This is a genomic window from Lacrimispora sphenoides JCM 1415 (genome assembly GCF_900105615.1).
Classification (GTDB): Bacteria; Bacillota; Clostridia; order Lachnospirales; family Lachnospiraceae; genus Lacrimispora; species Lacrimispora sphenoides.
Genome location: NZ_LT630003.1, coordinates 455,137 through 477,357, shown reverse-complemented (window position 1 = coordinate 477,357; position 22,221 = coordinate 455,137). Strand labels below are relative to the sequence as shown.

The 22,221-nt window shown below is 42.1% G+C and carries 24 protein-coding genes; 1 reads left to right on the top strand and 23 read right to left on the bottom strand.

The features are described from left to right. Nucleotides 1-43 precede the first annotated feature (43 nt). From BMX69_RS02065 to BMX69_RS01965, 21 genes are all read right to left on the bottom strand, one after another. Nucleotides 44-574 (bottom strand): hypothetical protein, encoded by a 531-nt coding sequence (locus BMX69_RS02065; protein WP_100041418.1) that lies wholly within the window; start codon nucleotides 572-574, stop codon nucleotides 44-46. A gap of 31 nt (nucleotides 575-605) precedes the next feature. Further along, nucleotides 606-1,196, bottom strand: coding sequence for a hypothetical protein (locus BMX69_RS02060; protein WP_100041417.1), 591 nt, complete (start codon nucleotides 1,194-1,196; stop codon nucleotides 606-608). 11 nt (nucleotides 1,197-1,207) lie between these two features. Continuing rightward, nucleotides 1,208-2,494 (bottom strand): hypothetical protein, encoded by a 1,287-nt coding sequence (locus BMX69_RS02055; protein WP_100041416.1) that lies wholly within the window; start codon nucleotides 2,492-2,494, stop codon nucleotides 1,208-1,210. A gap of 11 nt (nucleotides 2,495-2,505) precedes the next feature. Beyond that, a complete protein-coding gene (locus BMX69_RS02050) occupies nucleotides 2,506-3,900 on the bottom strand; it encodes a phage baseplate assembly protein V (protein WP_100041415.1) in 1,395 nt (464 codons plus the stop codon). Nucleotides 3,901-3,982: 82 nt separating this feature from the next. Beyond that, nucleotides 3,983-4,513, bottom strand: coding sequence for a hypothetical protein (locus tag BMX69_RS02045; protein ID WP_100041414.1), 531 nt, complete (start codon nucleotides 4,511-4,513; stop codon nucleotides 3,983-3,985). A gap of 138 nt (nucleotides 4,514-4,651) precedes the next feature. After that, on the bottom strand, nucleotides 4,652-5,344 hold the full coding sequence (locus BMX69_RS02040) for a hypothetical protein (protein WP_054789705.1): 693 nt from the start codon (nucleotides 5,342-5,344) through the stop codon (nucleotides 4,652-4,654). Then, complete coding sequence (locus BMX69_RS02035; protein ID WP_100041413.1) at nucleotides 5,341-6,666, bottom strand: hypothetical protein; 1,326 nt, start codon at nucleotides 6,664-6,666, stop codon at nucleotides 5,341-5,343. Before BMX69_RS02035 ends, BMX69_RS02040 begins: the two co-directional genes overlap by 4 nt. A 14-nt stretch (nucleotides 6,667-6,680) precedes the next feature. Then, a complete protein-coding gene (locus BMX69_RS02030) occupies nucleotides 6,681-8,591 on the bottom strand; it encodes a PP2C family serine/threonine-protein phosphatase (protein WP_100041412.1) in 1,911 nt (636 codons plus the stop codon). A 43-nt stretch (nucleotides 8,592-8,634) separates the two neighbouring features. After that, nucleotides 8,635-9,471, bottom strand: a complete 837-nt coding sequence (locus tag BMX69_RS02025) for a PP2C family protein-serine/threonine phosphatase (RefSeq protein ID WP_100041411.1) — start codon at nucleotides 9,469-9,471, stop codon at nucleotides 8,635-8,637. Between the two features lie 15 nt (nucleotides 9,472-9,486). Then, entirely contained in the window at nucleotides 9,487-10,023 is a 537-nt protein-coding gene (locus BMX69_RS02020; RefSeq protein ID WP_100041410.1) for an FHA domain-containing protein, read from the bottom strand. Nucleotides 10,024-10,099: 76 nt separating this feature from the next. Then, a complete protein-coding gene (locus BMX69_RS02015; RefSeq protein ID WP_054789698.1) occupies nucleotides 10,100-10,654 on the bottom strand; it encodes an FHA domain-containing protein in 555 nt (184 codons plus the stop codon). Nucleotides 10,655-10,691: 37 nt separating this feature from the next. Continuing rightward, nucleotides 10,692-11,144 carry a J domain-containing protein gene (locus BMX69_RS02010; protein ID WP_157724381.1) on the bottom strand — a complete coding sequence of 151 codons (453 nt, stop codon included), beginning with the start codon at nucleotides 11,142-11,144 and terminating at the stop codon, nucleotides 10,692-10,694. Between the two features lie 79 nt (nucleotides 11,145-11,223). Beyond that, nucleotides 11,224-11,652 carry a hypothetical protein gene (locus tag BMX69_RS02005; protein ID WP_054789696.1) on the bottom strand — a complete coding sequence of 143 codons (429 nt, stop codon included), beginning with the start codon at nucleotides 11,650-11,652 and terminating at the stop codon, nucleotides 11,224-11,226. Between the two features lie 24 nt (nucleotides 11,653-11,676). Further along, nucleotides 11,677-12,108 (bottom strand): hypothetical protein, encoded by a 432-nt coding sequence (locus BMX69_RS02000; RefSeq protein WP_054789695.1) that lies wholly within the window; start codon nucleotides 12,106-12,108, stop codon nucleotides 11,677-11,679. A gap of 45 nt (nucleotides 12,109-12,153) precedes the next feature. Further along, the gene (locus BMX69_RS01995) at nucleotides 12,154-14,337 is read right to left on the bottom strand and encodes a transcriptional regulator (RefSeq protein WP_100041408.1); all 2,184 of its coding nucleotides are present in this window, start codon (nucleotides 14,335-14,337) and stop codon (nucleotides 12,154-12,156) included. An 80-nt stretch (nucleotides 14,338-14,417) separates the two neighbouring features. Next, nucleotides 14,418-16,250, bottom strand: a complete 1,833-nt coding sequence (locus tag BMX69_RS01990; RefSeq protein WP_100041407.1) for a vWA domain-containing protein — start codon at nucleotides 16,248-16,250, stop codon at nucleotides 14,418-14,420. Nucleotides 16,251-16,270: 20 nt separating this feature from the next. Further along, entirely contained in the window at nucleotides 16,271-16,540 is a 270-nt protein-coding gene (locus BMX69_RS01985) for a hypothetical protein (protein ID WP_054789692.1), read from the bottom strand. Between the two features lie 179 nt (nucleotides 16,541-16,719). Further along, complete coding sequence (locus tag BMX69_RS01980) at nucleotides 16,720-17,325, bottom strand: accessory gene regulator ArgB-like protein (RefSeq protein ID WP_100041406.1); 606 nt, start codon at nucleotides 17,323-17,325, stop codon at nucleotides 16,720-16,722. After that, nucleotides 17,326-17,487 carry a cyclic lactone autoinducer peptide gene (locus tag BMX69_RS01975; RefSeq protein WP_174715195.1) on the bottom strand — a complete coding sequence of 54 codons (162 nt, stop codon included), beginning with the start codon at nucleotides 17,485-17,487 and terminating at the stop codon, nucleotides 17,326-17,328. It abuts the gene before it with no gap. A gap of 78 nt (nucleotides 17,488-17,565) precedes the next feature. Further along, on the bottom strand, nucleotides 17,566-18,870 hold the full coding sequence (locus BMX69_RS01970; protein ID WP_100041405.1) for a sensor histidine kinase: 1,305 nt from the start codon (nucleotides 18,868-18,870) through the stop codon (nucleotides 17,566-17,568). Beyond that, nucleotides 18,867-19,649 (bottom strand): LytR/AlgR family response regulator transcription factor, encoded by a 783-nt coding sequence (locus BMX69_RS01965; RefSeq protein ID WP_092246862.1) that lies wholly within the window; start codon nucleotides 19,647-19,649, stop codon nucleotides 18,867-18,869. The genes BMX69_RS01970 and BMX69_RS01965 overlap by 4 nt, the downstream gene beginning before the upstream one ends. 179 nt (nucleotides 19,650-19,828) lie before the next feature. Between BMX69_RS01965 and BMX69_RS01960 the strand changes: the two genes are divergently transcribed. After that, nucleotides 19,829-20,200 carry a helix-turn-helix domain-containing protein gene (locus BMX69_RS01960; protein WP_092246859.1) on the top strand — a complete coding sequence of 124 codons (372 nt, stop codon included), beginning with the start codon at nucleotides 19,829-19,831 and terminating at the stop codon, nucleotides 20,198-20,200. 100 nt (nucleotides 20,201-20,300) lie between these two features. Here the strand turns inward: BMX69_RS01960 and BMX69_RS01955 are convergent, their stop codons facing one another. Beyond that, nucleotides 20,301-21,170 carry a nucleoside hydrolase gene (locus BMX69_RS01955; RefSeq protein WP_100041404.1) on the bottom strand — a complete coding sequence of 290 codons (870 nt, stop codon included), beginning with the start codon at nucleotides 21,168-21,170 and terminating at the stop codon, nucleotides 20,301-20,303. Nucleotides 21,171-21,176: 6 nt separating this feature from the next. After that, nucleotides 21,177-22,199, bottom strand: coding sequence for an ABC transporter ATP-binding protein (locus BMX69_RS01950; RefSeq protein WP_100043743.1), 1,023 nt, complete (start codon nucleotides 22,197-22,199; stop codon nucleotides 21,177-21,179). Between the last annotated feature and the right edge of the window lie 22 nt (nucleotides 22,200-22,221).

Here is a 22,221-nt window from a genome sequence, read left to right as displayed (position 1 = left end):
TCCCTCTCAATTATCAATAAAAGACATTTCCTTATATTTTCCATCAATATACAATCAGATCAATGAGAAATAACTGCCATTGCTCCGAAAGCAGCATGATGATCCAACACGCTACCACTGAAACGCCCCGAAAGACAACTGCCTTCTCGGAAGCTGTCATATAGGAGACCACTCCAACCTTACCTTCACGGGCTTTTTTAATTCTTACTTTTATACTTTTAAACAGCCATCTGTCACCAAAAAATCCGAATAAAATAAATTTTAATATCCAAAACAAATAAAATCCCAATCTTATTTTTAAAGACAAATACCTGTCATTTACATTACCATATAGCAACCACATACTTATGAAAAACTGTGCTCCAAATTCTATGGACCAAGCAATTAGACATTCTGGAAGCATAAACTGATAGGCCATCCAGGAATTTGTAAAAAATCCGGCACAAAAGTTAAAAGTCCTTTCCCTCTTTTCGATTTTCTCAAACCTTTCCAGATATTTTTCCAGGTTTGCAGAAAGATGATAGCTTATTTCCTGCGTATCCAAGCTGCTTATCTTCCTGTTCTCTTCTACCATACGGTCTCCTTCCATTGGCTATTTTACTGATTTAACTGTCGCTGCTTTGTTCAGATTCCATAGATGTCTGAAATACCTGCCAGGCAACCTCCTTCCAATCCTCGGAATCCCTATCCAGGCAATTAAAGATACCATGCAATATACCGCCATGAAATGATATAGTGCACATCATATTGTACATTTGTTCGTCAATTCCATAGCTTTTAAAATCAAACATTTTAATTATATTTCCACTGTAGGTTTTTCCATTACGGTCTTCATAAAAAACAAATGAAGGATTCGTTTTAATAAGTACATCTTTTATCTGTCCAGACAACTCCTCTCCCTGATTGATACAATTTAAATTCTCCAGCCAATTGAATGCAAAATTGATATTTGTATTTAAGTTCGTTTTAATTACATCAGGCCGGTTATCAGATGGATATTTCATTTTTCTTATTTTATCTGGCATTTCAATAAAACTTTCCGGCAAGTAAATACTGACATTATCAAAAATATGAACTGACTGAAACTTAAAATATTCTTCGCCAATGTAAATTCCCTGTTCTTTTATGTTAGCAGTCTGCAGAGCTTTCATTTGTTTTTTTACTGCGATAATCTGCTCATCATCGTATTCCACCATATCTGATCTCCTTATTGCAAACCTGTAAGTGCTTTGACCTCAGTAGAAGCAGATAACCTGATATTCTTAGCATATAATTTTACTTTTCCACTAGATTTAATTGCCAGATTGTCTCCTTCTATATCTATTACGGAATCATCAAGTATATTCAGTGATTCCTCTGATGTTGCCAGCTCGATGCTGTCATTAAATAAGCCAATTTTTACTTCAGATGTTTCAAATAACTTATTTTCGGTGTTCGCATCCTGATTTTTCAGGCTGTGCAAACACCTGACGCCAATTCCCTGCTTCTCATCATGATTCATAAACTGCACCTCTACTTTGCTGCCTTCTTCTGGCATAGCATATAAAGAATTTCCTGATTCCGGTCTCCATGTATAAGAATAATCTCCTCTTTTGTTATCCATATCAAATCGGATTCTGAATGTTTCTTTATTCGTCTTTTCAATTGTTCCTATCAATCCCATGCCTGTAAATCTACTATTATAGTAGGGTTCTGTCTTTAAATCTTTCTCTTCCGAAAGCCAATAGACAAACCGGGTCTCCCCATGTTCCAGTCTTACAATTTTCTTATAGATTACGCATTTTTTTTCATAAATAAGAAGCCAGTCTCCCAATGAATAACTGATTCTGCTTTCCATGCAATAACGTCGAATCGCTCTTCCTTTTTCTCCATCCGCATAATTCTTTTTAATCTCTACCTTTAAATCCGGATCTTTCTCATTAATTTCTTCTCCTCTGCGCATTCCAAACCAAATGTTCGGACGACCAGTTACTACATCTGAAATAATATAACTGCTTTGCAGGCTCGCCATTCTTTTTTCAAATTCCCAAATGGTTTCTTTATAGCAAATAACTGGCTTTTCTATTTTCTCATTTCCCGTAGTTGATATTACCTTCCCATTTACCAAATTACTCATATCTCTGGCCACTTCTGCATATGTTTTGTTTGAATTCTGAAACGTGCAGCTGGTTTTCTTTTCATCCAACTGTACAGATGCAGATATTGCCTTTACCATCATATGTGTTACACCATGACTGTATTTCCAATCAAACGTTTCAACTAATCCACAAAACAGTACTTTAGAAGCTTCCTCCATTTCATTTCCAGCCATTATAAGCTTTATTTCTCCCTGTGAATAATCATGATTTAACAGCCTGTTTGTACTGCTTCTTATAATTCCTGATATATTTACTTCTGAATGTTTATTTATTTCCCATGTCATGAAAAACTCTTGAATTGATAGAAATGGAATTTCCGTTTCCAATGAAATTTCCTGATTAATCCTTATATTCATACTCCACCATCCTATTGCAGATTAATTTTTGCACCGTTGAAGGAGATTCCATCTGCCATTCTCATCACAGTATCTCCCTGTCTTAATACAATGCTGTTCGAAGCAGACAATTCTACTCCCGCATTCATACTGTTGATACAGATGTCATCGGCCGCTTTTATGGAAACTGAGGAATCACTTACGATTTTGATCCCTTTCCGGTCAGAAAGCTCCACAGACATTCCTTTATTATTGGTAATAAGAATCTGATCTGGCGTTATGCGGATTTCTTTCCCTTTTTTATTTCTCCAAATCTTGTTATCTGGATTTCTTCTTATCCCAGCCCCCTGATTTTCTTGAAATGCACTGATTACATATGCATTTGTTTCATCCTCTGACGGAAAATACAGTCTCACTGTATCTCCTGTCTCAGGCATACAATACCAGCCAGCGCCGTCTGGTGAGGAATAGACTGTTGAATACGAAAACCACCGGTTTCCACTTTGTCGATTTTCATCATCTCTGATTGAAACTTTCACCCGCTCATCTTTCACCGCAGTCACAGTTCCAAACAACGACAGTCCAATTATATCGTCAAGATATGACTTAATCACTTTCAGCCCTTTTGGGGTTCTTAAATAATATTTATGTGACAGCTCATTTCCCAACCATGATGTTTGAATCTTAGCCACATATAAGTTCATACCTTGAAAAGTTACCTTATCCCCTAATTCAAAGAACTCCCTGCTTTCTACGATATAACTGACAGCGTCTGCCTTTCCGATATTTAGCCCTCCTGCACTTTTACGAGTATACTCTTCTGCTTCCTGTCGAACAGTGTAGTCTTCTGTATCAAATTCGATCATTGCCTTTCTATCTGGAAGTCCAAAAAAATATCTTTCTCCTTTTACCTTGCATGTTGGCACAATTACCGTATTATGAAAACTTGCAATTCTTTTCAGAAATTCCCAGTCTGTTTCTTCATACTGCAGAACAAAACCAGGCAGGAAACTGTCTTTTCCTTCCGTCATAATCACTCCTGACTGAGAATAACTTTCATTACATATCTCCACTATTTGTTTGTATGTATAACTATCTTTCTGAAAACTTCTGAAATGTTTTTTATAATCCATCAGCCTTGTACCAGTAAAAAGAATCAGTTCCATAACACAGCCGTTTCCTGCCGACTGAATGCTGAAATCTGTAAGTACACCATAAAACAGGATGCTTTCATTTCCATTGTCATCATATGCCAGTATCTGTACCCATGTTTCTCCAGCAGCCATTCTGATATATTCTTCCTTATACTCTGCCCGAATCAGCCCTTTAACTTTTACAATTCCGTGTTCATTCACTTCCTGTATTCCCACATAATCTAATATAGAAATCATTTCAAATGGTTTAATTGCTATTCTTCTCTCACCCATATTTACTCCTTTGTTTCTGATGATTTATTAGATCCAGGCAAGCTGCCAAAATATATAGGATTCCCGGACATTAAGCTCCCTTTTATTTTTCCCTCAGTTCAATCTCCTCAACACAAATCCCCTGGACCTTTCGTCTTAATATACTTTCTGCAAAATCCAAACTAATAACAATATCCCTGCATCTATCCAATTCCATCATAAAAATATTTCGTTCTTTCAAAGGTATCCCTTCACTCCGAAGGATAATTGTCTTTTTTAAAACTCCTGCATTTTTTTCAGTCTCAATCTCGCCAGCCAACTCTTCCAAGACAACCATAAAATATTGCTTTATGTAACCTTTCTCAGAATCTACTAACACAACATCTTTTGCCAAAACCATGTCGCCATACATTTCGATTACAGATCGGAACACTTCCGATACCAGCAAATATGGAGAAGTGATGATGGCTGGAAATATTGTATCTTTTGTAGTGGTAACAGAAATAATATTTCTCTTTGGTATTTTATAAAAATGTTCTTTGCATATCCATCTATGATTAAATGTATTTCTCTGATTCCTTAATATTGGTCCATCAAAAAAATTTTCATCTGGTTTGAGTATAAAATATTTCACTAAGTGTCTTCCCCCCTGCCATTTCTTATATTTCTAGCCTTTTCCAAAAATATTGAATATATATAAACGTAAAAATATGAAGTATTACATCGTTAATATCTGCCACTCATCCAATAAAAACTGTATTATTTCTATTGCCTAAAATAATATTATCTCATCCAATCTCATAGTCTCTTCCACGTCAAGAATCCCAAAATGGTGCTCCCAAAACAGGAACACCTCAAAATTAACAGGCAGGAACATACCCCAAAGAAATTCCAACCGCTCCCGTTCAACATCCGTTTCTTTGGCTCCTACATATATCAACACCTGACGCACCGCCTCATTGCTGGCATATACCATAGAATCCGGATACATGCACCGCATAACCTCTCTGAAAAGATAAATAGAGCTTCCACACTGGTACAGCTTTAAGATCAGACGTAGAAGCCGCCTGGTTTTCTCTTTTTCAAACCCCTTGATAACACTAGCTGCCTGACTCCCACACACCCCCTCTAGTAAGTCTTTCAATAGAAAACGCAGGGCATACTCTTGTTTTGAAAGCCCCTGACGCAGATCCAATTGCACCATATAGTGCATCGCCACATCAAAAAACAGTTCCCTGGTCTTTTGGTATCCCTCATTATTGATGTCAAACACTCCCGAAAACTCCCTGGAAAACCGGTAAAGAGGATTAACCTCTACCTCCGGTCGTTCCAGCTCAAGGCTGTTGATATTTTCTAACACCACCTCGGCATAAGGGCTTCCATTTCTAACAGAGATAAACCTCACTGCTTCTCTCTCAGTCCCAGCTCTGTCTGCTGCCAGAGCCGCCTCCCAAATATAGTTCATGCCATCACCCCTATGCATCGGTACTCACTGATTTCCATCTGTATTTGAGATATAACAAAACGCACCATGCTGTCATTCAAAAAGCATTCTGGCTTTTTTTCCTCAAACTTTAACAGCAAGACCTTCCGGCTTTCCATGGGAAACAACTCATCCTTCACAAACCAGTTCATTCCCTCCTCCGCCGGATACTCTTTTCCATTGTCACAGATTTCATATCCAACCACCTCGATGTACTCCCTAATGTCAAGCTCCATGATCCGCCGAAAGAGATCCGTCTTTGTCATGAGCTGCACGGAACGATTCTCCGAATACCGGCGGAAGAATGTATCACGTTTATGATTCGTGAGAAGCGGCTCATTATAATCTAAAGACCGGACGGTTTTCCTCTGGATGATGTGCAATGCCTTCCAGCCTTCAAAGGTTTCCTTCTGAGATTTGATGATGATTTTTTCTTTTTCATGGCGAATCTCCAGGATTTCCTCATTAGTCTGGATCAGATAACCATCCTTTTCCTCGGCATCCTTTAAAGAAAATTCATGCTCGTAATAGGTTCCGCTGATACAAGGGAGCATAAAGTCGGCACTGTCAAAACTGATCCATTCCATGTTCCAAAGAGGAATAATGTCATGCCGGACGGCAACTGCGAATTCTCCCAGCTTTATGATGGCCTCTTTAAGGGACACCTCACCGGGTTTTAAATCTATACTGCCGATAGATCCCCATGTATCCAGATACACATCGTAGAATTTGTCCAGAAATCCTGTGTTAATGGTTTCCCACAAAATATGATTATCCTGAAACACCTGATAAATCTGTTCCATCCTATCCCGATACCTTCCCGCCGGGCAGGCAAGAAAAGCTGCATCTTGTTCCTCTCCTTTCCACAAAAGAGTACCGGCAAACGGACCTGCTGCCCGAAACCGACGGTTCGCCTCTTCATCCGCCTTTAGAAAAATGGTCCCAAGATAGACTTTCCCTTCAGCACATAGCTGCTCCGCCAGGTTTTCTGTCTCTAAGTCCATGTCAATTACAGGAAAAAGAGTTCCGTTTGTAGGATCATAATGATCCCGGCAAACCACCGTCATGACCGTTTCATACTGATTATCCCGGGTCTCAACCTCCTCATATACCCGGCGCTCCAGCTCCCGGTATTTACTTTCCGTACATTGTATCAGTTTTCCCAAACCATCTAACAGGACGGTCTTGGCAAACCGTCTTTCATCCAGATCATCAATTTCCCGTAAACGTTCCTCTATGTAGCGTTCAAAATCAAATGGATATTCTAATATATCTGATAGATTATTATCATCCCATTTATCCACTCTGCCACCTCCAATCACTGCTGATCCTTCGGTTTTTTGGGGGCCTCTAAGCCCCTTACTCCTGGTCCGATCTCTCCACCTTCCTTTTTTATCACATCAGAGTCTTCTCCTGACGGAAGGCTTTCCTTCTGACCATTATTTTCAGCAGACATCTTGCTTTCTTTTTTTACATTCTCCTGCATGGCAGCTATATCCAGAAGCTCCAATAGTCCCTCTATTTCCGTTACCTTGCCGTCCAGCTTCAATTCCTTGTAAAGGTTTTTTGCAAGCAGATACTGTTTTTTTGCCTCCAGCTTATCGCCTGTTATTTCTTGTTCCCTGCCGGCTTTCACATACCCCTCTGCCTGTTGTTCCTTCTCTTTGCTTTCTGTAGATTTCTGTTCGCTGGAAGCAATCCTGGTCTGGACTAGATCCCCATGAACCATATCTCCCAATTGTTGATATTTCTCGAGGGCCATAGCATAATAAGCCTTTGCTCCTTCATAATCTCCCTCCGAGAACGCCTTATCCCCTTGAGAGGCAAGTTGTGCCGCTCCTGTCTCATCAGATGCTTTTGCCTTTGCTTCCTGGGTGTCTGCCTCTTCTGCCTTGTCACGGCTGGCATACATGTCCTCTAATGCCTTTATTGCATCCTTGCGACCTTCCTCAAAATAGCTCCTCGTAGCCAGGCTCTTAGCCTGTAAGTATTTTTCCTCTGCCCTTGCATAATCCCCCTGGGCCACCAGGATGTCCCCCAATTGGATATAGTCAAACACGGAACGATAATCAGTGATCATGTCAAGCTGCTTATTTATATATTCATCTGCAATCCGGTCCGCGTACCGGGACCGTTCCTTTGCCGTTGTATAGCCTGTCTGGGCCTCTTCATATTTCTTATTACTATAAGCGCTGTCCGCAGCGTTCACTGCCTCAATCAGCTTCTGGTAATCGTAAATTTCCCGTATCCGCTTCTTATCTTTCAGCTTCTCCGCTACCTTCAATGCCTCTTCGCACTCGATCTTTGCACGCAGATAATTATTGTCCTGGATATATTCAATGGTATTAAAATATTTCTGTTCCATATTTGCAATCTGAGCCTGCCTTTGCCTATAAAAGATAAATAAGATCAGGCTCCCAACCAGTACAAGTGTCAGAATAGCAGTACCCACCGTAATCATCTTATTAATACGTTTCTTTTGATTAGGGTTCAGAAATACTTTGCCTACAAAAATAGCAGCAAACGTGTAATTCCCCAGTTCTTTGGGCTGTCTGGACAAAAGCAGATCTTCAATGCTGTCCAGGCTCTCCTGGGGTTCCCCTTTAGCCTCAGAAAATACATCATTTAACTCTCCGCCGTCTAAATTTTCCCATATGCCACGTGTATACAGCGCAAGAATATCTCCGTTTACCAGCTTTATCTTTTTAGACACGTATGGGGTAAACCCTTTTCCCTGACCAAAATAAGTATATAGGTTATTCCGCTCCTCATGTCTGGCAAGCACATCCTCAGGAAGTTTTTTCTCCTTCTTTAAATCGTTTCCCAAAGACATATCCTGCGTCTGTTCTTTCATCTTCCCATCCCGATATAGGAAAAGCCTGGTATTTCCTGCATAGCCGTAGCGGATCTTTGCATAATCCGTCACGATTACGGCAACAGAAGCCTTCAGCCGTTTCCGGCTGTCCGCCTCCCTAAGTGCCTTGTCCGCTACTTTTAAATAAGAAAGGACCGCCCTTTTTTTGATAGAAGGATTTTCCTGAAATGCCAGAAGCACCGTTTCAATAGCCAGCCTGGCACTCTTGGCATCCGGTATTTCATTTAACCCATCCGCAATCACATAACATCCATATTGTTCCAGTTCTACGAATGCAAAATAATCGTTGTTTTCCAGCTCAGAGCCCGCCTCCGAAATAAATGCCGTCTTGAACGTACTGTTCTGCTTCCTCATCCTGTATGAACCTCCTGCACCTTTTTCCTGTCCCTTTGGTCTTTCATCTGACTCGGATTATTACAACGGACGAATTATCCTTATCCTCTTCCTGGCTCGTGTTGATCATTTCTACCAACCGGAATGCTTTCTCCTGAGATGTTCCTGTCTCTTCAAGGCATTCCTCGATATCCTTCCACTTCACCCCTTCATATAGTCCATCGCTCATAAGAAGGACATATTCTCCACTGTTAAGCGCAATAGGGGTATCAAAAAATTCAACATCATGAAATCCGTCCTGACCCACATAGTTATACAGTCGATGATGCTCCAAAAGGGAAACCGCTTCCAGTCTGGTCAGCTTACCTTCCATGAATTTCTGTCTGGCCAGCACATTGATCGTATGACCTGCAGTTACCGGAACCAGTTCCTTATTCCGGTAGACAGCAATCTTTATATTGCCTGCCGTAGCATAATAGAGTTTCCGTTCCCTGATTAATGCGGCTGCCACAGAGGCGCAGCCCTGATTTTCCTCCAGCTGCTTCAGGATTTCCCTGTTTGCTCCCTGGAATGCCTTTCGAAAATAATACTGGGGATTGTAGAATGCATTGTTGTCCCGGAATATGTCCTGGAATACCTCCACGGCCGTCCTGCTGGCGATCTTTCCTCCATAATGCTTACCCTGTCCGTCAGCAAGGACTGCAATCAGCCCTTCCTCCGACTCCACGAACCCATAGGAATCCTCCTGAATCTCACGAGTTCCGATGGTCATACTTGCTGCCATTTCACAGCTTTTCAATTGTTCTTTTCTCCCTAAAGCTACCGACAACCAAAACCGGTATAATGTCAGGCCACTGCCGGCTGTCCCTAAAGCAATGGCTATGTATCCAGGAATTGTCATGGTTTCCTCCCATCCTTACTGTTCCTGCCCTCTATCCGGCGTATTCCTGCCTTTATCATTCCACATGAAATTCTCTCCGCAGAAGGGAACGAATACAAACTTGCTGTCACCCATTTCAATCACATCAAAGGAATTTAATATGGTTGGGGTATAGACAGCCGCATCATTATGGTACACAAGTCCATTACTGTCCCCCGGCAGAAGAACGGTTTCCTTCTTTTTCGGGTCAAACACGATTACCCCGTGATTCCTGCGGGAAATCTTATTATCACCCAATATCTGTATATCCATATCATCCGCCCGGCCCACAAAGTTCTTTCCGGACTTGATCTTATAGTCCTTCCCCTGCCTGGGACCGGAGATGCAGACAATCCAACCGCATACCGGGGATATCTCCTGAACAAACAGGAGTTCCTCCAGCTCCTCCCCGCTTTTACCGCCTGTTTCCTGTTTTTCTTTGGTAGCAGTTTCAATATTACAGTACGGACATACTGTCCCATATCTCCTCGATGAAAATAGATGCCCGTTCTGGCACCGGATCAGATTGCTCATTATCTTCAGCTCCTTTTTCTCTTCTTTTCAACATTTATTCCTGTATCCTGCCGGCCTCCGGCTGTTAATATTAGGTTTATCGCAGCAACAGCCGGTTCAGCCCAACATACAAACAGTCCCCCCGATCCAGTCGGCATGGAGTATCGGCCGATAGTCTGTAAAGCCGGCCGTCCCCAGCTTTTCTCACGCTAATCCCATTGGCACTGCCCAAATCCTCCACATACCAGTTTCCAGAGGAAAAGTTTAGCACCGCATGCTCGATGTCCACCATACTGGCAAAAGAGCTGCCGCTCAAATCCACATCCACATGATTTTCCTTTACATCACGTCCGATTACCGCAGTGGTTTTTCCATACAGTTCCCAGACCATCCGAGACTTATCCTCTTCACTTAACAGCACAAGCTCTGTTATCAATTCCGAATCTGTCGGCAGACCGCTGGGGATCCGTCCTACCGATCCTTTTCGCCTCCGGTCCTTTAACGCCAGAACTAGAAATACACATGTCAGGATGACAGCGGCCCACATCACCGCTCTCTGGCCTTGGAACTGATTTGGATACGACCATGTCACCCAAGATAATGTTAACCAGACTGCTGCTGCCTCTAAATCTATCATGCGCTTTTGGTTCATCTTCTTTCCTCCCGTTTTTTTCACCCAGCAGACATATTTATTTCTTTATGCCCATATATCTTTCAAACATCTCCGTCATATCAATTGGATTTGTCTTTGTTTTCCCACTTTTATTAAACGCTTTCTCATCCACTTTCCCGTTTTTAGGCTGAAAACCAAAAAAATGTGCAAATTGCTCATCCATACGGCTGAAATTAAAATGCATGGAACTTTCTGCTGATGGGTCGTCCGTAATCTTTTTTTCCTTTTTTACTGTTGTATTTTTTTCCTCTGCCATCAGCATCTTGTCATATTCCTGTCTCTTCTGAGAGTTCTGCAAAATGGCATAGGCTTCCGATATTTCCATAAACCGCTCTTCTCTTTCACTATCTCCCGGATTGACATCCGGATGGTATTTCTTAGAAAGCGTCCGGTATGCTTTTTTTATCTCTTCCTCTGTGGCTGTATTTGTAATTCCCAACACATGGTATAAATTCTTCATTCTGTCCATATCCTTCCCTGCTCGTGCCATCTATTGACCTTTGGAAAAAGGGCGCAACCGATTTTCCCGGCTGCACCCTTCTTGTCCCTTATGCGGCCGGATATCCACCTTCCACCGTAATCATGCCTAACTTATCTTTCTTCTGTTTGATCGTTAATGTAAACGTTCCAGTTCCTTCCACATCCCCAAAATCCTCCTTATAATCAATCACAAAGGCATTTGGGAAATAGTATTTTCTTTCCATGATTCCGGCTGCTATATGTTCCACCGTCACCTTCCGGTAGCAATCGGATTTTTCTGCAGGCACCACTGACCACAGGGCCAGCTTTCTGGTGCTGTCAAACGGATCTCCATCCACTGCGGTTAAAATCCTTCCGGTTATGGTCAGAGTGCTGCCCACGTCCTTGGTCCTGGCATTGGAATCCAACGGAATATCCGTGGTGAACTTCACACTACGAACACTTTCTTTTGCAATTTCAAAGCTTTCCTGTCCCTCGATTTTTACTATGTATGACATGTCTGTTACCTCCTTTCGATTCTATTATTCGCCGCCAAAGCCGCCTTCAATTTTAGTCGCCGCGTTTTCATCCTTCTTCTGTTTCATGTGAATGAAGAAGGTTCCAACACCACTCTCGTCATCCACCTCCTCGGTGTATTCCATGACGAATGCATTTGGAAGAGTGAACTGACGCACCACCTGGCTGGCGGATACTACGGTGACTTCAGCATTCCTATAGCAGTCTGCCTTCTCAGACGGCACCTGGGACCACTTTACCAGCCCCAAAGTGGGATCGTTTCCTTCTCCTCCCAGCTTGTAGAGCATCTTGCCCCATACCTTCACTGTCAGGCCGAAATCTGTGGCCCTTGCGTTGGAGTCCGCCGAGGAAATGGAGTCAAAATCCACTTTTGTAATGCTCCGCTCATCAAACACGATTTCCTCTGGTCCTCCGGTGATTTTCATTCGAAATCCCATCTTATTTCCTCCTTTTCTTCTGAAAAATTTATGCTTCAAAGGCCATTACGCCTTATTCGCCGATAATCGGTTAATCTCTACTTCCAAATTCTTTACATTGCCATTAAAGGTGATATCCAGGGTGCAGAAACCTGTTTCCTCGTTGATGTTACAGCTGATATCATCTCCTGCTCCAAGGATTCCGTTTAAGTATTCCCTTCTGGAAAGCCACCGGCTTTTCTGGCTGTTGGGATTATTGGAAAAGAACTGGACAATGGAATCCTCTTTAAAGTCCCCGGTTCCGTGGCGCATCACCCGTTCAATATAGGTAGTCACCTGTGTTTTATAAATCGGCTCAAACATGGAACCATCGGACATCAGATTCCGGGCCTTGTAAATCATGATCTTTGTTATGTCATTGCCTTTATAAGAAGCATTCTCCGAACTGAATATAAATCCAAAGTTCTTCCGGTTGATATCATTTTTAATGGAATTGGTGAATCCGGTAATCTCTTTTGCCATGGTAGTGCAGGCAATAAGCCCATGATCATCGGCCTCAATGTCAAACCTCACTCCTGGCAGTTCCATATCCAGCTTAACGCCTGGCCCAAACTTTGACTTTAAGTATTCCGGGCATTGATAAGCTGCTGCTATACCTGCCGCCACATAGGCAGCGCCTACGTAAACCCCGTCAATCCACAGCTTCATAATGTCTTCTTTTTCCCTGGAAAGCTCTGCCGTATGGTTATCACCGACTACCATCCGGCTGTCTAAGACGACGCCTGATTTATCTTTCGGAATAATCGTATAGTTGGGCAGACAGGGAATGGCAAACTCACTGTACTCCTTGCCCATAAGAGCAGCGCAGCGATCCTCATACTTACCGATCCCCTCGGTTGCCAAGGCATTGAATGTAGTGGTGTCATCAGTCTCATAACTGAAGAAACACTGCACTTTGTAATCTTTAAAGACATCAAGAAGCCTTATTAAGGATTCCACACTGTTTGTATCATTCTTTTCTGTTTTAGAATTTCCCTTAAACCGCTCTCTGGTCAGCTTCATCTTGCTGTTCTGGTCTAAGGATACGTTCGGTACGATGGCATACCATACTGTATTTGTGAAATCATTCTTTGCATTCACTGTGGTTAAGTATGTAATCAGCCTGGGGATATTGCTGCTCTTTGCAAGCATCTCATTGGAAACATTTGTCACCAACATGGAAGGGCGCATTCCTTTCAGCTCCTTCGGATACTGTTCAAAATAGCACCAGGCGCCCAGCAGCCTTTCGATCAGCGGCTTTACGGTCTTAATGAAGGCATCCTTGGATTCCTTATAAAATTCCAGATAGGAATTATAATTGGCAACCTCTGTTGCTATGTCAATACTGCTCTCCATGGTGGAGGACAATGGGCAAAAGGTTCTCGCTACCAAAGCCCCTACATAGTCGTTGTTCTCCTCATTCAGAGCTTCATAGTCCTCTTTTAAAGCTTCGATTAATCCCATATTCACATGATCATCAATCGTAACCAAGGCTGTCGTTTCCACCTTAGGTGCCTCTAAGACCCTCAGTTCTCCCTGCTCCCCCATACTCAGGACGCCTAAGGCAAGGGGGGTACTGTCTTTTTTATCTCCTCCGTCTCCTAAAAGAAGCCTGGTTTTAATGTCCTCTATCGCCAGGGGAAGCAAGGCCATGATATTGTTATAATTGGCGCTCGCCTCTTCAAACATGACATTCAGCTTATCCCCTAAATCTCTCTTCTGGGGATCCTCCTCATCCAGCCTGGCGTATTCGCCATAAGTATATTGCAGCTCCTTTCGGTTCTGCTTGATTGCATCCATTACCTTTTTCGGGGAAATCATGTCCGTAAGCTTTTCAAACTTAAAATCCACGTTGATGGTCCCCTCAGAACGCTTGGTTTCCACCATGGACATGAGCATTCCCATAAATTCATTTTGACGGTTTAATGGAATTTCCGTCAGCATTTCCTCTGGCACCTGCTCCGGTTTATCCAACTGATAAACCACTCTCTGGTTGTTGGCGTTATAGTAACAATAAACAGTCGGTGCAAATTTCTCCAAAAGCTCATCAAAACTGCGAACCATTAAGGAGTCGTTGATTTCCTTGATTTTTTCATCGGAAAGGCTTTCCACCCCCCGGACATCTCCAACCAAAGTTAATAAATCCAGTTTTTCCGGATTAATGACCTCCATCAGCATGGTCCGGTTGGTCTGCTTTATTACATTTCCCATATTGCTTATTCCTCCTTTTGTTATCTATCTGAAAGAGCAAGTTCACGCTGACCGGAACGCCTTCCGCGCTCCTTTCATTGTTACGCTTTCCTCTCACTTGGCTTTAAGTTTTTATAATGGATTTCCATCTCCGTGGACTCGTCCTCAAAGGTAATGGTAATCTTTTCGTTATAAAACACCGGGTATCCCATACCCTTTTTTAGAATCTCCATCCCCCGCAGCACAGTGCACCGCTCCGACTGATCCATAATTATTACCGAATGATCCGGCCCAGGATAGATGATAATGTCCTCCTCTCCGATCTTCCCCAACTTGATCTTACAGGCGGAAAGAATCTGATCCAAGGTCATACGGCCACTATTTCTACCGAATAGCTGGTAAGTCTGGGGAGGCACGTCCCTGCCATCCACAGTTCTTACCACGTATAGATTGAATTTCCCTGAATAAGTGCAGGCTTTAGTCTCCATCTTCTTTGCAGGCTCCCTTGAGGCCGGGGACTGTGCCACATAGACCACTGTGGTATTCTTTTTCTTCACCCACAAGGCCAGTATGAGGATCAATGCCGCCGCAAGTATTCCTAAAATGATCCACAATGGGCGGTAATCCGGCTCCGGTACAGGCTCCTGGGGTGGCGCAAGTTTTATAAATGCCGGTTGGGTGATCACATAATGCTCTTCAAAACTACCAGAATCAATTTCAATTGAAAGCTCATCGATCCCGTCTATGTGGAGGGAGTAAGGTATAATTCCGTTATTTATTCTTCCTGTTTCCGTGACTCCATTGACACGGAAAGGCACTTCCTGTCCCTCATAATAAGGAGCATTCCAGAGGTTGACGTTTTTTCCCTTTATATCTTTCAGCCATATTTTCAGGTCGGCATACTGCTTATCAGCCAAAGGTACTTTTGTTCTCCCGTTACGTTCTTCCCCCGCTTCGGAAGCTTCCCTCCGATAAGAGACTTCTATTACAGGTTCAGCCGTATATTCCACGGTCATATATGCTTCTACTCCAGCTAACTCCGACGTCTGGAAATGGACCTCCACAGCTTCTTCGGCTGGTCTGGTCATCTCCAATACCGCAAAGTTCTGCCCGCCGGTAATACGGCCTTCTTCTGCCGCATAATCCGCAGTAACATTTTGAATCCCCTGACTGGCAGTCAGAATGATTCGCACATGCTCTGCCCCCGGTGAGGGCAGTTCCGCATGAAGGCTGCCGCCATTTCCATCCGTCACCCCCACGGATTTCTTTGGGATGTTCATACGCTCATACAGGATACGGTTCATAATTTGCACCAGAGTACCTGACTGACCCTGCCAGTAGATGGCCCCGTCCGTCATCTCAGCACCGGCAAAGATATGCATCTGAGGGTCATTTAACTCACTGCCTACGGCAATAATGTAAATTTTCACACCGGCTTCCTTTGCCCTCTTCATCGCATCTGAATATAGGATACGGGAAGACTCTTTTGCCTGCTGGTCAGGCATATCAATTTCACCATCCGTCAACATGACGATGCTGCGGTCCATACCCTCCTTGTCTGAAAAAAGTCCCACAGCCTGATTCAATCCTTCTCCGGCGTTGGTATAGCCTTTGTATGTAATAGCCGCTAATTGCGCATCCATCTGTTCCAGTCCGGTACCCATCGGAGCGATTGTCTGAATTCCTGTATTATAAGATACCAATCCAGCTTTATAATTTGAGGGGAGGCTGTAGGCCGCCTGTCGGATCGCATCAATTGCCAGGCGCTTTTTGTCATAGGTATTCATGGAACCGCTGGTGTCCAAAAGAAACACCACCTCACCTTCAGTTTCGTTGAATCCCTGGTTTACTCCCGCCACCGACGTGATTTGCCTGACTGTAAACAGCAAAATAATCATCCCTGTAGCCAGAAAGATTTTTCTCCATATTTTCATATCGCCCTCCTCTTAAAGTTCTAGTTAACCCTGCAGATATATCTGGGAATCAGGATAAAATTCTCGTTCAATATCTGGAGCCTGGAAATCCGGCCATCCTGAATTACTTTACTGATCACTTTTCTCTCACAATCCCTCATATGGCGCTTTTTGTTCCAGAAATTCAGTTTATTATACAAAATATCCGTATCCAGACTATCCGTCCTGATCTCTTCTGTTTTGTCCCAGTTTAAAATTCGGTAAGTGATTTCATACCGATAAAAGCTTTGATTAATTTTTGTAAATGGCATAAAACACCTCTCGCTACAAAAAGCACTATTTTTTTACATTTTTTTACAAAATATCACACTATTTTAAACAATACAATGCGATGGCTGAATCTGGTCACTAACTTTCCGAATTTGGTCGACTTAGCTTCTCTTGATCTAAAAAAAGGCGCTGCTCCAGCAACGCCTTTTTCTCATCCGTATCATGATTCTTCTGTATATATTTTATTTTTCACACTACCCATACATAACATAACAGACAAGGCTAAATGCCCTAATATAACAGCAAGGCTGATATTTCTGGCATTTAACAAATAGCAAACCGCCCACAATGCAGTTTCTGCCGCCCAGATTACCCTGCTGCGTCTCCTGTAGCATTCTCTTTCAACCTGCTCCAAAGGTTTATTGTGATCCTGCACCGGTGCCAGCATAAAGATCAGAATCCCGCTTATCATTCCCCCCGCCAGATTTATCCAAATAATGGTATCGTCTGGTATTACTTTTGCAGCAATGCAAACGATGCATACCATCACCGTAGAAGCTATCGTACACATATTATATGACTTGGCATGATGACCTCCCGCATAAGAACGCAGAGGGATATAAGATACCAGAAATATCAACACCGTAGTATATGCATGGAAAACAATTGCCAAAAAGCAGGCAATCAGTATATTGACAGCCTGCCCAATTAGCAGCTCATATGCATATATATATAATGTTTCATCTTTTATTAACAGATAATCTTTCTGCACCTGCCAGGTCACAACTTTTTTTGCTAACTTTTCAATCATGGTCTTTGCTGTCACCTAAAATTTTCTAAAACGTTTGGCTTCCTCTGGTACCTCGGGTTGATGCTGCAGCCAGGCACACGCTGCATTTACATTCTGAGCTACCACTAGCAGTGCTAAAGCATTCATCATAAAAACAGTCCAATTTTGGCTTTTCAACTTCTTCGTTATTTTACTCATAAAGATACCCCCTATGTATTTTTATTCAGCATACCATGTTTTTATCAGAGGAATCAACAGCTTGGCCGAATTTGGTCGTTAATTTGCCAAATTTGGTATGCTTGATAACATCAGCACCGCTACAAAGGTGTCTCCCTCTTCATAACAATTTAATATACCTCCATACTTTTCTGATAATTCTTCTACCTTTTTGATCCCGAAACCATGCTTTTTCTTTTCAATTTTTGTGGTAAAATATTTCTCTCCTATCTTATGGGGCCTGATTTTAAAATTATTTTCTATCCTTAATATGACAAGTGCTTCATTTCCCTTATATAAGCTTACAAATACATAACCTTCCTTGCACTCTTCGGCCGCCTCCAGCGCATTGTCAAGCAGATTACCAATCATACTGATTTTATCTAAATCGTCAATAAAGCTCACATCGATTCCTGATTGGATATCCACCTGATAATCTACGCCTTTATCCATGGCATTTTTCTCTCGTTCTATAAAAATAGCATTGGTGATCTGGTCACTGATATAACATTGTTTCATAGAAGTCTTACCCATCTGCGATACTTTCTCCATCGCACCTTTAACCGCGCCCTGATCCTCTGTGCATGACAGTTGCTCCATGATTCGGATTACACGGTTCATTTCATGTAAATATTCTGCGTAATCCTGATTCATTTCCTCCATCCTTTGATAGTGGCTTCGTTCCAATTTAGTTTTTAACGCCAGTAATTCCGCATCTTTGGCCACTCTTTCTGCGTTTAATAATTTTTCCACAGTAGAAAAACCAACTACATTGGATAGAATTAATAATACCCCACCGAAACAGATTAAAAGATAGCCGCCGGAATATTGCTTTGGTAATAAAAATCCATTCAGCAAAACCAAAGATGCAATAGGAAGTATAAATAAATATTTTAAATACTGAAAGCTGCCGCTTTCATAAGGGCCCTGGTGACGCTTTTTTATTATCTGTACTACTGCAAATTCGAATGTCTTCTGAATGATTAAAAAAAGCACCATACTAAAATATGCTTTGGAAACATCAATTTCCAGCAACGTATAGATATGATGAAATGTAAATTCTGTTACCGCTAAAATTACATAGTAAAATAAAACATAAAGAAAATTATATTTTAGTTCTATACGAAACATTAACCATACAAAGAACATATACATAAGCGGTACACAAAATAAATTTACAGTGGGCAGATTTAAACTGTTGATTAAAAAAATCACCGTGCTGCATGCTGCTATTTCCAGAAGCCTGACATTTTTACGGTCTTCATACGGCTGGAATACGCCTTCCAATAAGTTGTATAATAAAAAGATTTCAAACACGCAGTTTAGATACATCACCGGCCCATATATAATTTGTGCTATATTCATTCCTTTTTTATCCTCTCCCGAATATACCTAACTCCATAATATTTCCCAAGTTCTTCATCAAACACTTTTTTCATTCTTCTGACCACTGTAAGATTGTGGCCACCCTCCATCCGAACAAAATCTTTCTGCCGGGATACGACCTTCTCAGCATTGATGATGTAGCTTTCACTGGCATAAATAAAACCGTAATTTCTTAGTTCCTGGTAGTACTCCTTTAATTTCGTTTTAGTTTCAATCGTTTGTTTAAGCTCCTTTTCTGAGGATACACCTCCCCAGATTTCCTCTGCTTTTTTATCTGTCAGCCATATTTGGCTTCCCTTATTATAGATTTGAACGTATATAATATCTGATATCTGTAAAATAAATACTTTCCCATCACACACAACAGGCAGCTTGGGTGACTCTTCCTTGTTCTGTACTTCTTCCAACACCATATCCAGACTTTGGGACAATTCTTCTTTCGAATACCTCTTCAGCAGATAATCATAAGGCCGTACAGAAGATATTCTGCTGGCTGGTGATTCAAAATCAGAATAAAATACAATAATTACCTTTGTATCACGCTTTCGTATGTTTTGAGCTGTAAGAGTTCCATTCATCCCTTCCCCTATTTTCATATCCAGAAATACAATATCGAAATCCCTATAATCGGCCAGCAGAGCTTCCCCACTGGAATACTCATAAAAATCTTGGCTTTGGGGGCAGAATTTGCTTTCTCTGATGCACTCCTCCAGTTGTCTGATATCTTCCTGACAATCATCGCATATAGCTATTTTCATACTGTTTCCTCTTTTATCTCTTGTATTATCTCTGAAAATTATACCATAATATACGAATAATTGTTCTCAAAAACCTCAATGTTTCCGATTAACAACTATATATTATTACAAAGTTTCCAAATAGTCAACGTTTGCGTTATATACTAATAACAAACAAAAAAAACTGGTATTGGAGGCTCATGATGTATGATTTTGGAGAGCTGTTAAAACAGTTACGGAAAGAAAAAGGATACTCTCAGGAGCAATTGGCACAAAAGATCAATAAAAGTAAATCGTTGATAAGCAAATACGAAAACAATCAAAAATTGCCTACCTTAGAGACATTAATCGATTTATCTGTACTTTTTGATGTAAGCCTGGATTTTCTGGCAGGAAAAGAAAAAGGAAAAACAATTATGGTCAATAACTTAACGACTAGCCAGATCAATATCATAAATACATTAATGAAGGAGTTTCACAGCAGTAAGCCTAAATATGTATCCAAAGGACTGACTACAAGGCAGCTTGATATTTTCAATGGACTTATCATTGAATTTACAAAAATTGAATGACGCAGTGAAAAAGGTCTCCCAACCATTTCACTGCGTCATTTATCGTCTTCGCATACCAATATTCCAAGAATATCAAAGTATCATCTCCACCCCCACCGCCTTAATCCATGGGAACCCGCATCCATGCATCATAAATATGATCCTTAAACGCCTTTTCCCCATCAATCACCGGAAGATTACACACACAGTTTCCTTTTTCCGCCTCCTGCAGATACCCTCGCTTCAAATCCTCCGTCGAAATCAACAGCGCCTTTCTCTCATCCACGAACAGCTCCGGATTCATCAGATATACTGCCGCGGTCACATCCCAGTTATAAAATCCGCCGATGCCATAGTCCTCCTCATTATATCCAAACCAATAATCCGTCTTCTCCCGAATGAATTCGGCGGCCCTGTTGTCTGAGCCGAATAAACGTTCCTTATATTCTTCCCTTGTAAACAACACCTTCAGGCAATGATTCCCTGTGATCACCGAGACATTCTTTCCTTTCGTAAGCACCGTCCACGTGGCAAAGGGATCACAGGAGAAATTCAGCTCATTCATCACCTTTTTCTCAAACACAAGCGGGCTTGTAATTCCTCCCATTACCACGATTTCTTTTACCTTCTCAAAAAAATGATTGTCCCTTTCATAAGCCCCCCGGAGATTCGTAAGAGAGCCGGTTGCAAGAATCGATAAAGCTCCTGCATACTTATCCGCCATCTCTGCAAGGTAGTCTGCCGCCTCACTTTCGTACGCTCCGCATTTTTCCCCGCCCATTTTCACCGGAATGTCCACACGTCCCAGTTCCTTTAACATGTTTCGGCTGGTATTGTATACAATATCCAACCGGTTATTCCCATAAGTTGCCGTAATTCCGTGTACTTTCGCTTCCGGACAGCCAAGAAGGTACATCAGGGCCAGACCGTCATCCACATCACAGTCCTTTACCCCAAACGTATTGTCACAGTCAAATACCACATGCTTCATCTGATGTTACGCTCCTTTCCGAAACCAAGTCACTCCGTTTTCCTCGATAAAAATACCGGCCCGGTCCCCTTCTTCCAGTCCCAGCCTATCCAGCTCGTGACTCGTGACCTGACTTAATATTATGCCCTCCGGTACTTCTATCTTCACTTCCACCATCTCTCCCATAAATGAAATTCCGATAATTGTGTAAGCTCCTTCTCTTTCAAGCTTCACGGAAAACGGCCGAATCATCGCCTCATAATCCCCGTCTTCCAGCTCTGCACTCATCTCAAACAGACTGCTGCTGAACCAGCGGTTTTCCATTCTTCCTTTCACATAGTTCACCCTGCCGAAATATTCCGCTACTGCTTTTGAAACCGGATGACAGAACATATTCCTTGGCGTGTCGTACTGTAAAATCCGTCCCTCACTCATGAGCGCAATCCTGTCCGACATCTGCATCGCTTCTCTTTTCTCATGGGTCACAAGAATCGTGGTAATCTTCCGCTCCTGGTGAAGCTTCTTCACAAGATTTCCCATCTCCAGCCTTAAGCACTCATCCAGTCCTGAAAACGGTTCATCCAAAAGCAGCACTCTCGGATTTGCAGCAAGGGCTCTTGCCAACGCAACTCTCTGCATCTGCCCCCCGGACATTTCTTTTATTTTCCGGTTCTCAAATCCCGTAAGCTGTACTTCTTCCAACAGCTTTTTCACCGTTACCCTCCGAACATCTTTCGCCACCTTTTGAAGCTCCATGGGAAATGCAATGTTCTGTACCACAGTCATGTGGGGAAACAGCCGTAAATCCTGAAATACGATGACTGTCCCTCTTTTCTCAGGGGGAACCCCCGCAACAGATGCATTCTGGATCCGGATTTCTCCCTGTTCGATTTCCAGAAGTCCCGCTATGCTTTTCAAAAGTGTCGTCTTCCCGCACCCGGATGCACCAAGAAGTGAGATGAATTCCCCTTTCCGTATATCCAGGCTGATCCCATGAAGAATCTCTTTTTTCTGCAGTACTACTTTTAAATCTTCTACCATAAGGCTCATTGTTATCTCACCCTTTTCTTTT

What these genes read in the sequence shown, in the direction of transcription:
- BMX69_RS02065 (WP_100041418.1), bottom strand. Translation starts at nt 574, where the DNA reads ATGGTAGAAGAGAACAGGAAGATAAGCAGCTTGGATACGCAGGAAATA.
- BMX69_RS02060 (WP_100041417.1), bottom strand. Translation starts at nt 1,196, where the DNA reads ATGGTGGAATACGATGATGAGCAGATTATCGCAGTAAAAAAACAAATG.
- BMX69_RS02055 (WP_100041416.1), bottom strand. Translation starts at nt 2,494, where the DNA reads ATGAATATAAGGATTAATCAGGAAATTTCATTGGAAACGGAAATTCCA.
- BMX69_RS02050 (WP_100041415.1), bottom strand. Translation starts at nt 3,900, where the DNA reads ATGGGTGAGAGAAGAATAGCAATTAAACCATTTGAAATGATTTCTATA.
- BMX69_RS02040 (WP_054789705.1), bottom strand. Translation starts at nt 5,344, where the DNA reads ATGAACTATATTTGGGAGGCGGCTCTGGCAGCAGACAGAGCTGGGACT.
- BMX69_RS02030 (WP_100041412.1), bottom strand. Translation starts at nt 8,591, where the DNA reads ATGAGGAAGCAGAACAGTACGTTCAAGACGGCATTTATTTCGGAGGCG.
- BMX69_RS02025 (WP_100041411.1), bottom strand. Translation starts at nt 9,471, where the DNA reads ATGACAATTCCTGGATACATAGCCATTGCTTTAGGGACAGCCGGCAGT.
- BMX69_RS02020 (WP_100041410.1), bottom strand. Translation starts at nt 10,023, where the DNA reads ATGAGCAATCTGATCCGGTGCCAGAACGGGCATCTATTTTCATCGAGG.
- BMX69_RS02015 (WP_054789698.1), bottom strand. Translation starts at nt 10,654, where the DNA reads ATGAACCAAAAGCGCATGATAGATTTAGAGGCAGCAGCAGTCTGGTTA.
- BMX69_RS02010 (WP_157724381.1), bottom strand. Translation starts at nt 11,144, where the DNA reads ATGGACAGAATGAAGAATTTATACCATGTGTTGGGAATTACAAATACA.
- BMX69_RS02005 (WP_054789696.1), bottom strand. Translation starts at nt 11,652, where the DNA reads ATGTCATACATAGTAAAAATCGAGGGACAGGAAAGCTTTGAAATTGCA.
- BMX69_RS02000 (WP_054789695.1), bottom strand. Translation starts at nt 12,108, where the DNA reads ATGGGATTTCGAATGAAAATCACCGGAGGACCAGAGGAAATCGTGTTT.
- BMX69_RS01995 (WP_100041408.1), bottom strand. Translation starts at nt 14,337, where the DNA reads ATGGGAAATGTAATAAAGCAGACCAACCGGACCATGCTGATGGAGGTC.
- BMX69_RS01990 (WP_100041407.1), bottom strand. Translation starts at nt 16,250, where the DNA reads ATGAAAATATGGAGAAAAATCTTTCTGGCTACAGGGATGATTATTTTG.
- BMX69_RS01985 (WP_054789692.1), bottom strand. Translation starts at nt 16,540, where the DNA reads ATGCCATTTACAAAAATTAATCAAAGCTTTTATCGGTATGAAATCACT.
- BMX69_RS01975 (WP_174715195.1), bottom strand. Translation starts at nt 17,487, where the DNA reads ATGAGTAAAATAACGAAGAAGTTGAAAAGCCAAAATTGGACTGTTTTT.
- BMX69_RS01970 (WP_100041405.1), bottom strand. Translation starts at nt 18,870, where the DNA reads ATGAATATAGCACAAATTATATATGGGCCGGTGATGTATCTAAACTGC.
- BMX69_RS01965 (WP_092246862.1), bottom strand. Translation starts at nt 19,649, where the DNA reads ATGAAAATAGCTATATGCGATGATTGTCAGGAAGATATCAGACAACTG.
- BMX69_RS01960 (WP_092246859.1), top strand. Translation starts at nt 19,829, where the DNA reads ATGATGTATGATTTTGGAGAGCTGTTAAAACAGTTACGGAAAGAAAAA.
- BMX69_RS01955 (WP_100041404.1), bottom strand. Translation starts at nt 21,170, where the DNA reads ATGAAGCATGTGGTATTTGACTGTGACAATACGTTTGGGGTAAAGGAC.
- BMX69_RS01950 (WP_100043743.1), bottom strand. Translation starts at nt 22,199, where the DNA reads ATGAGCCTTATGGTAGAAGATTTAAAAGTAGTACTGCAGAAAAAAGAG.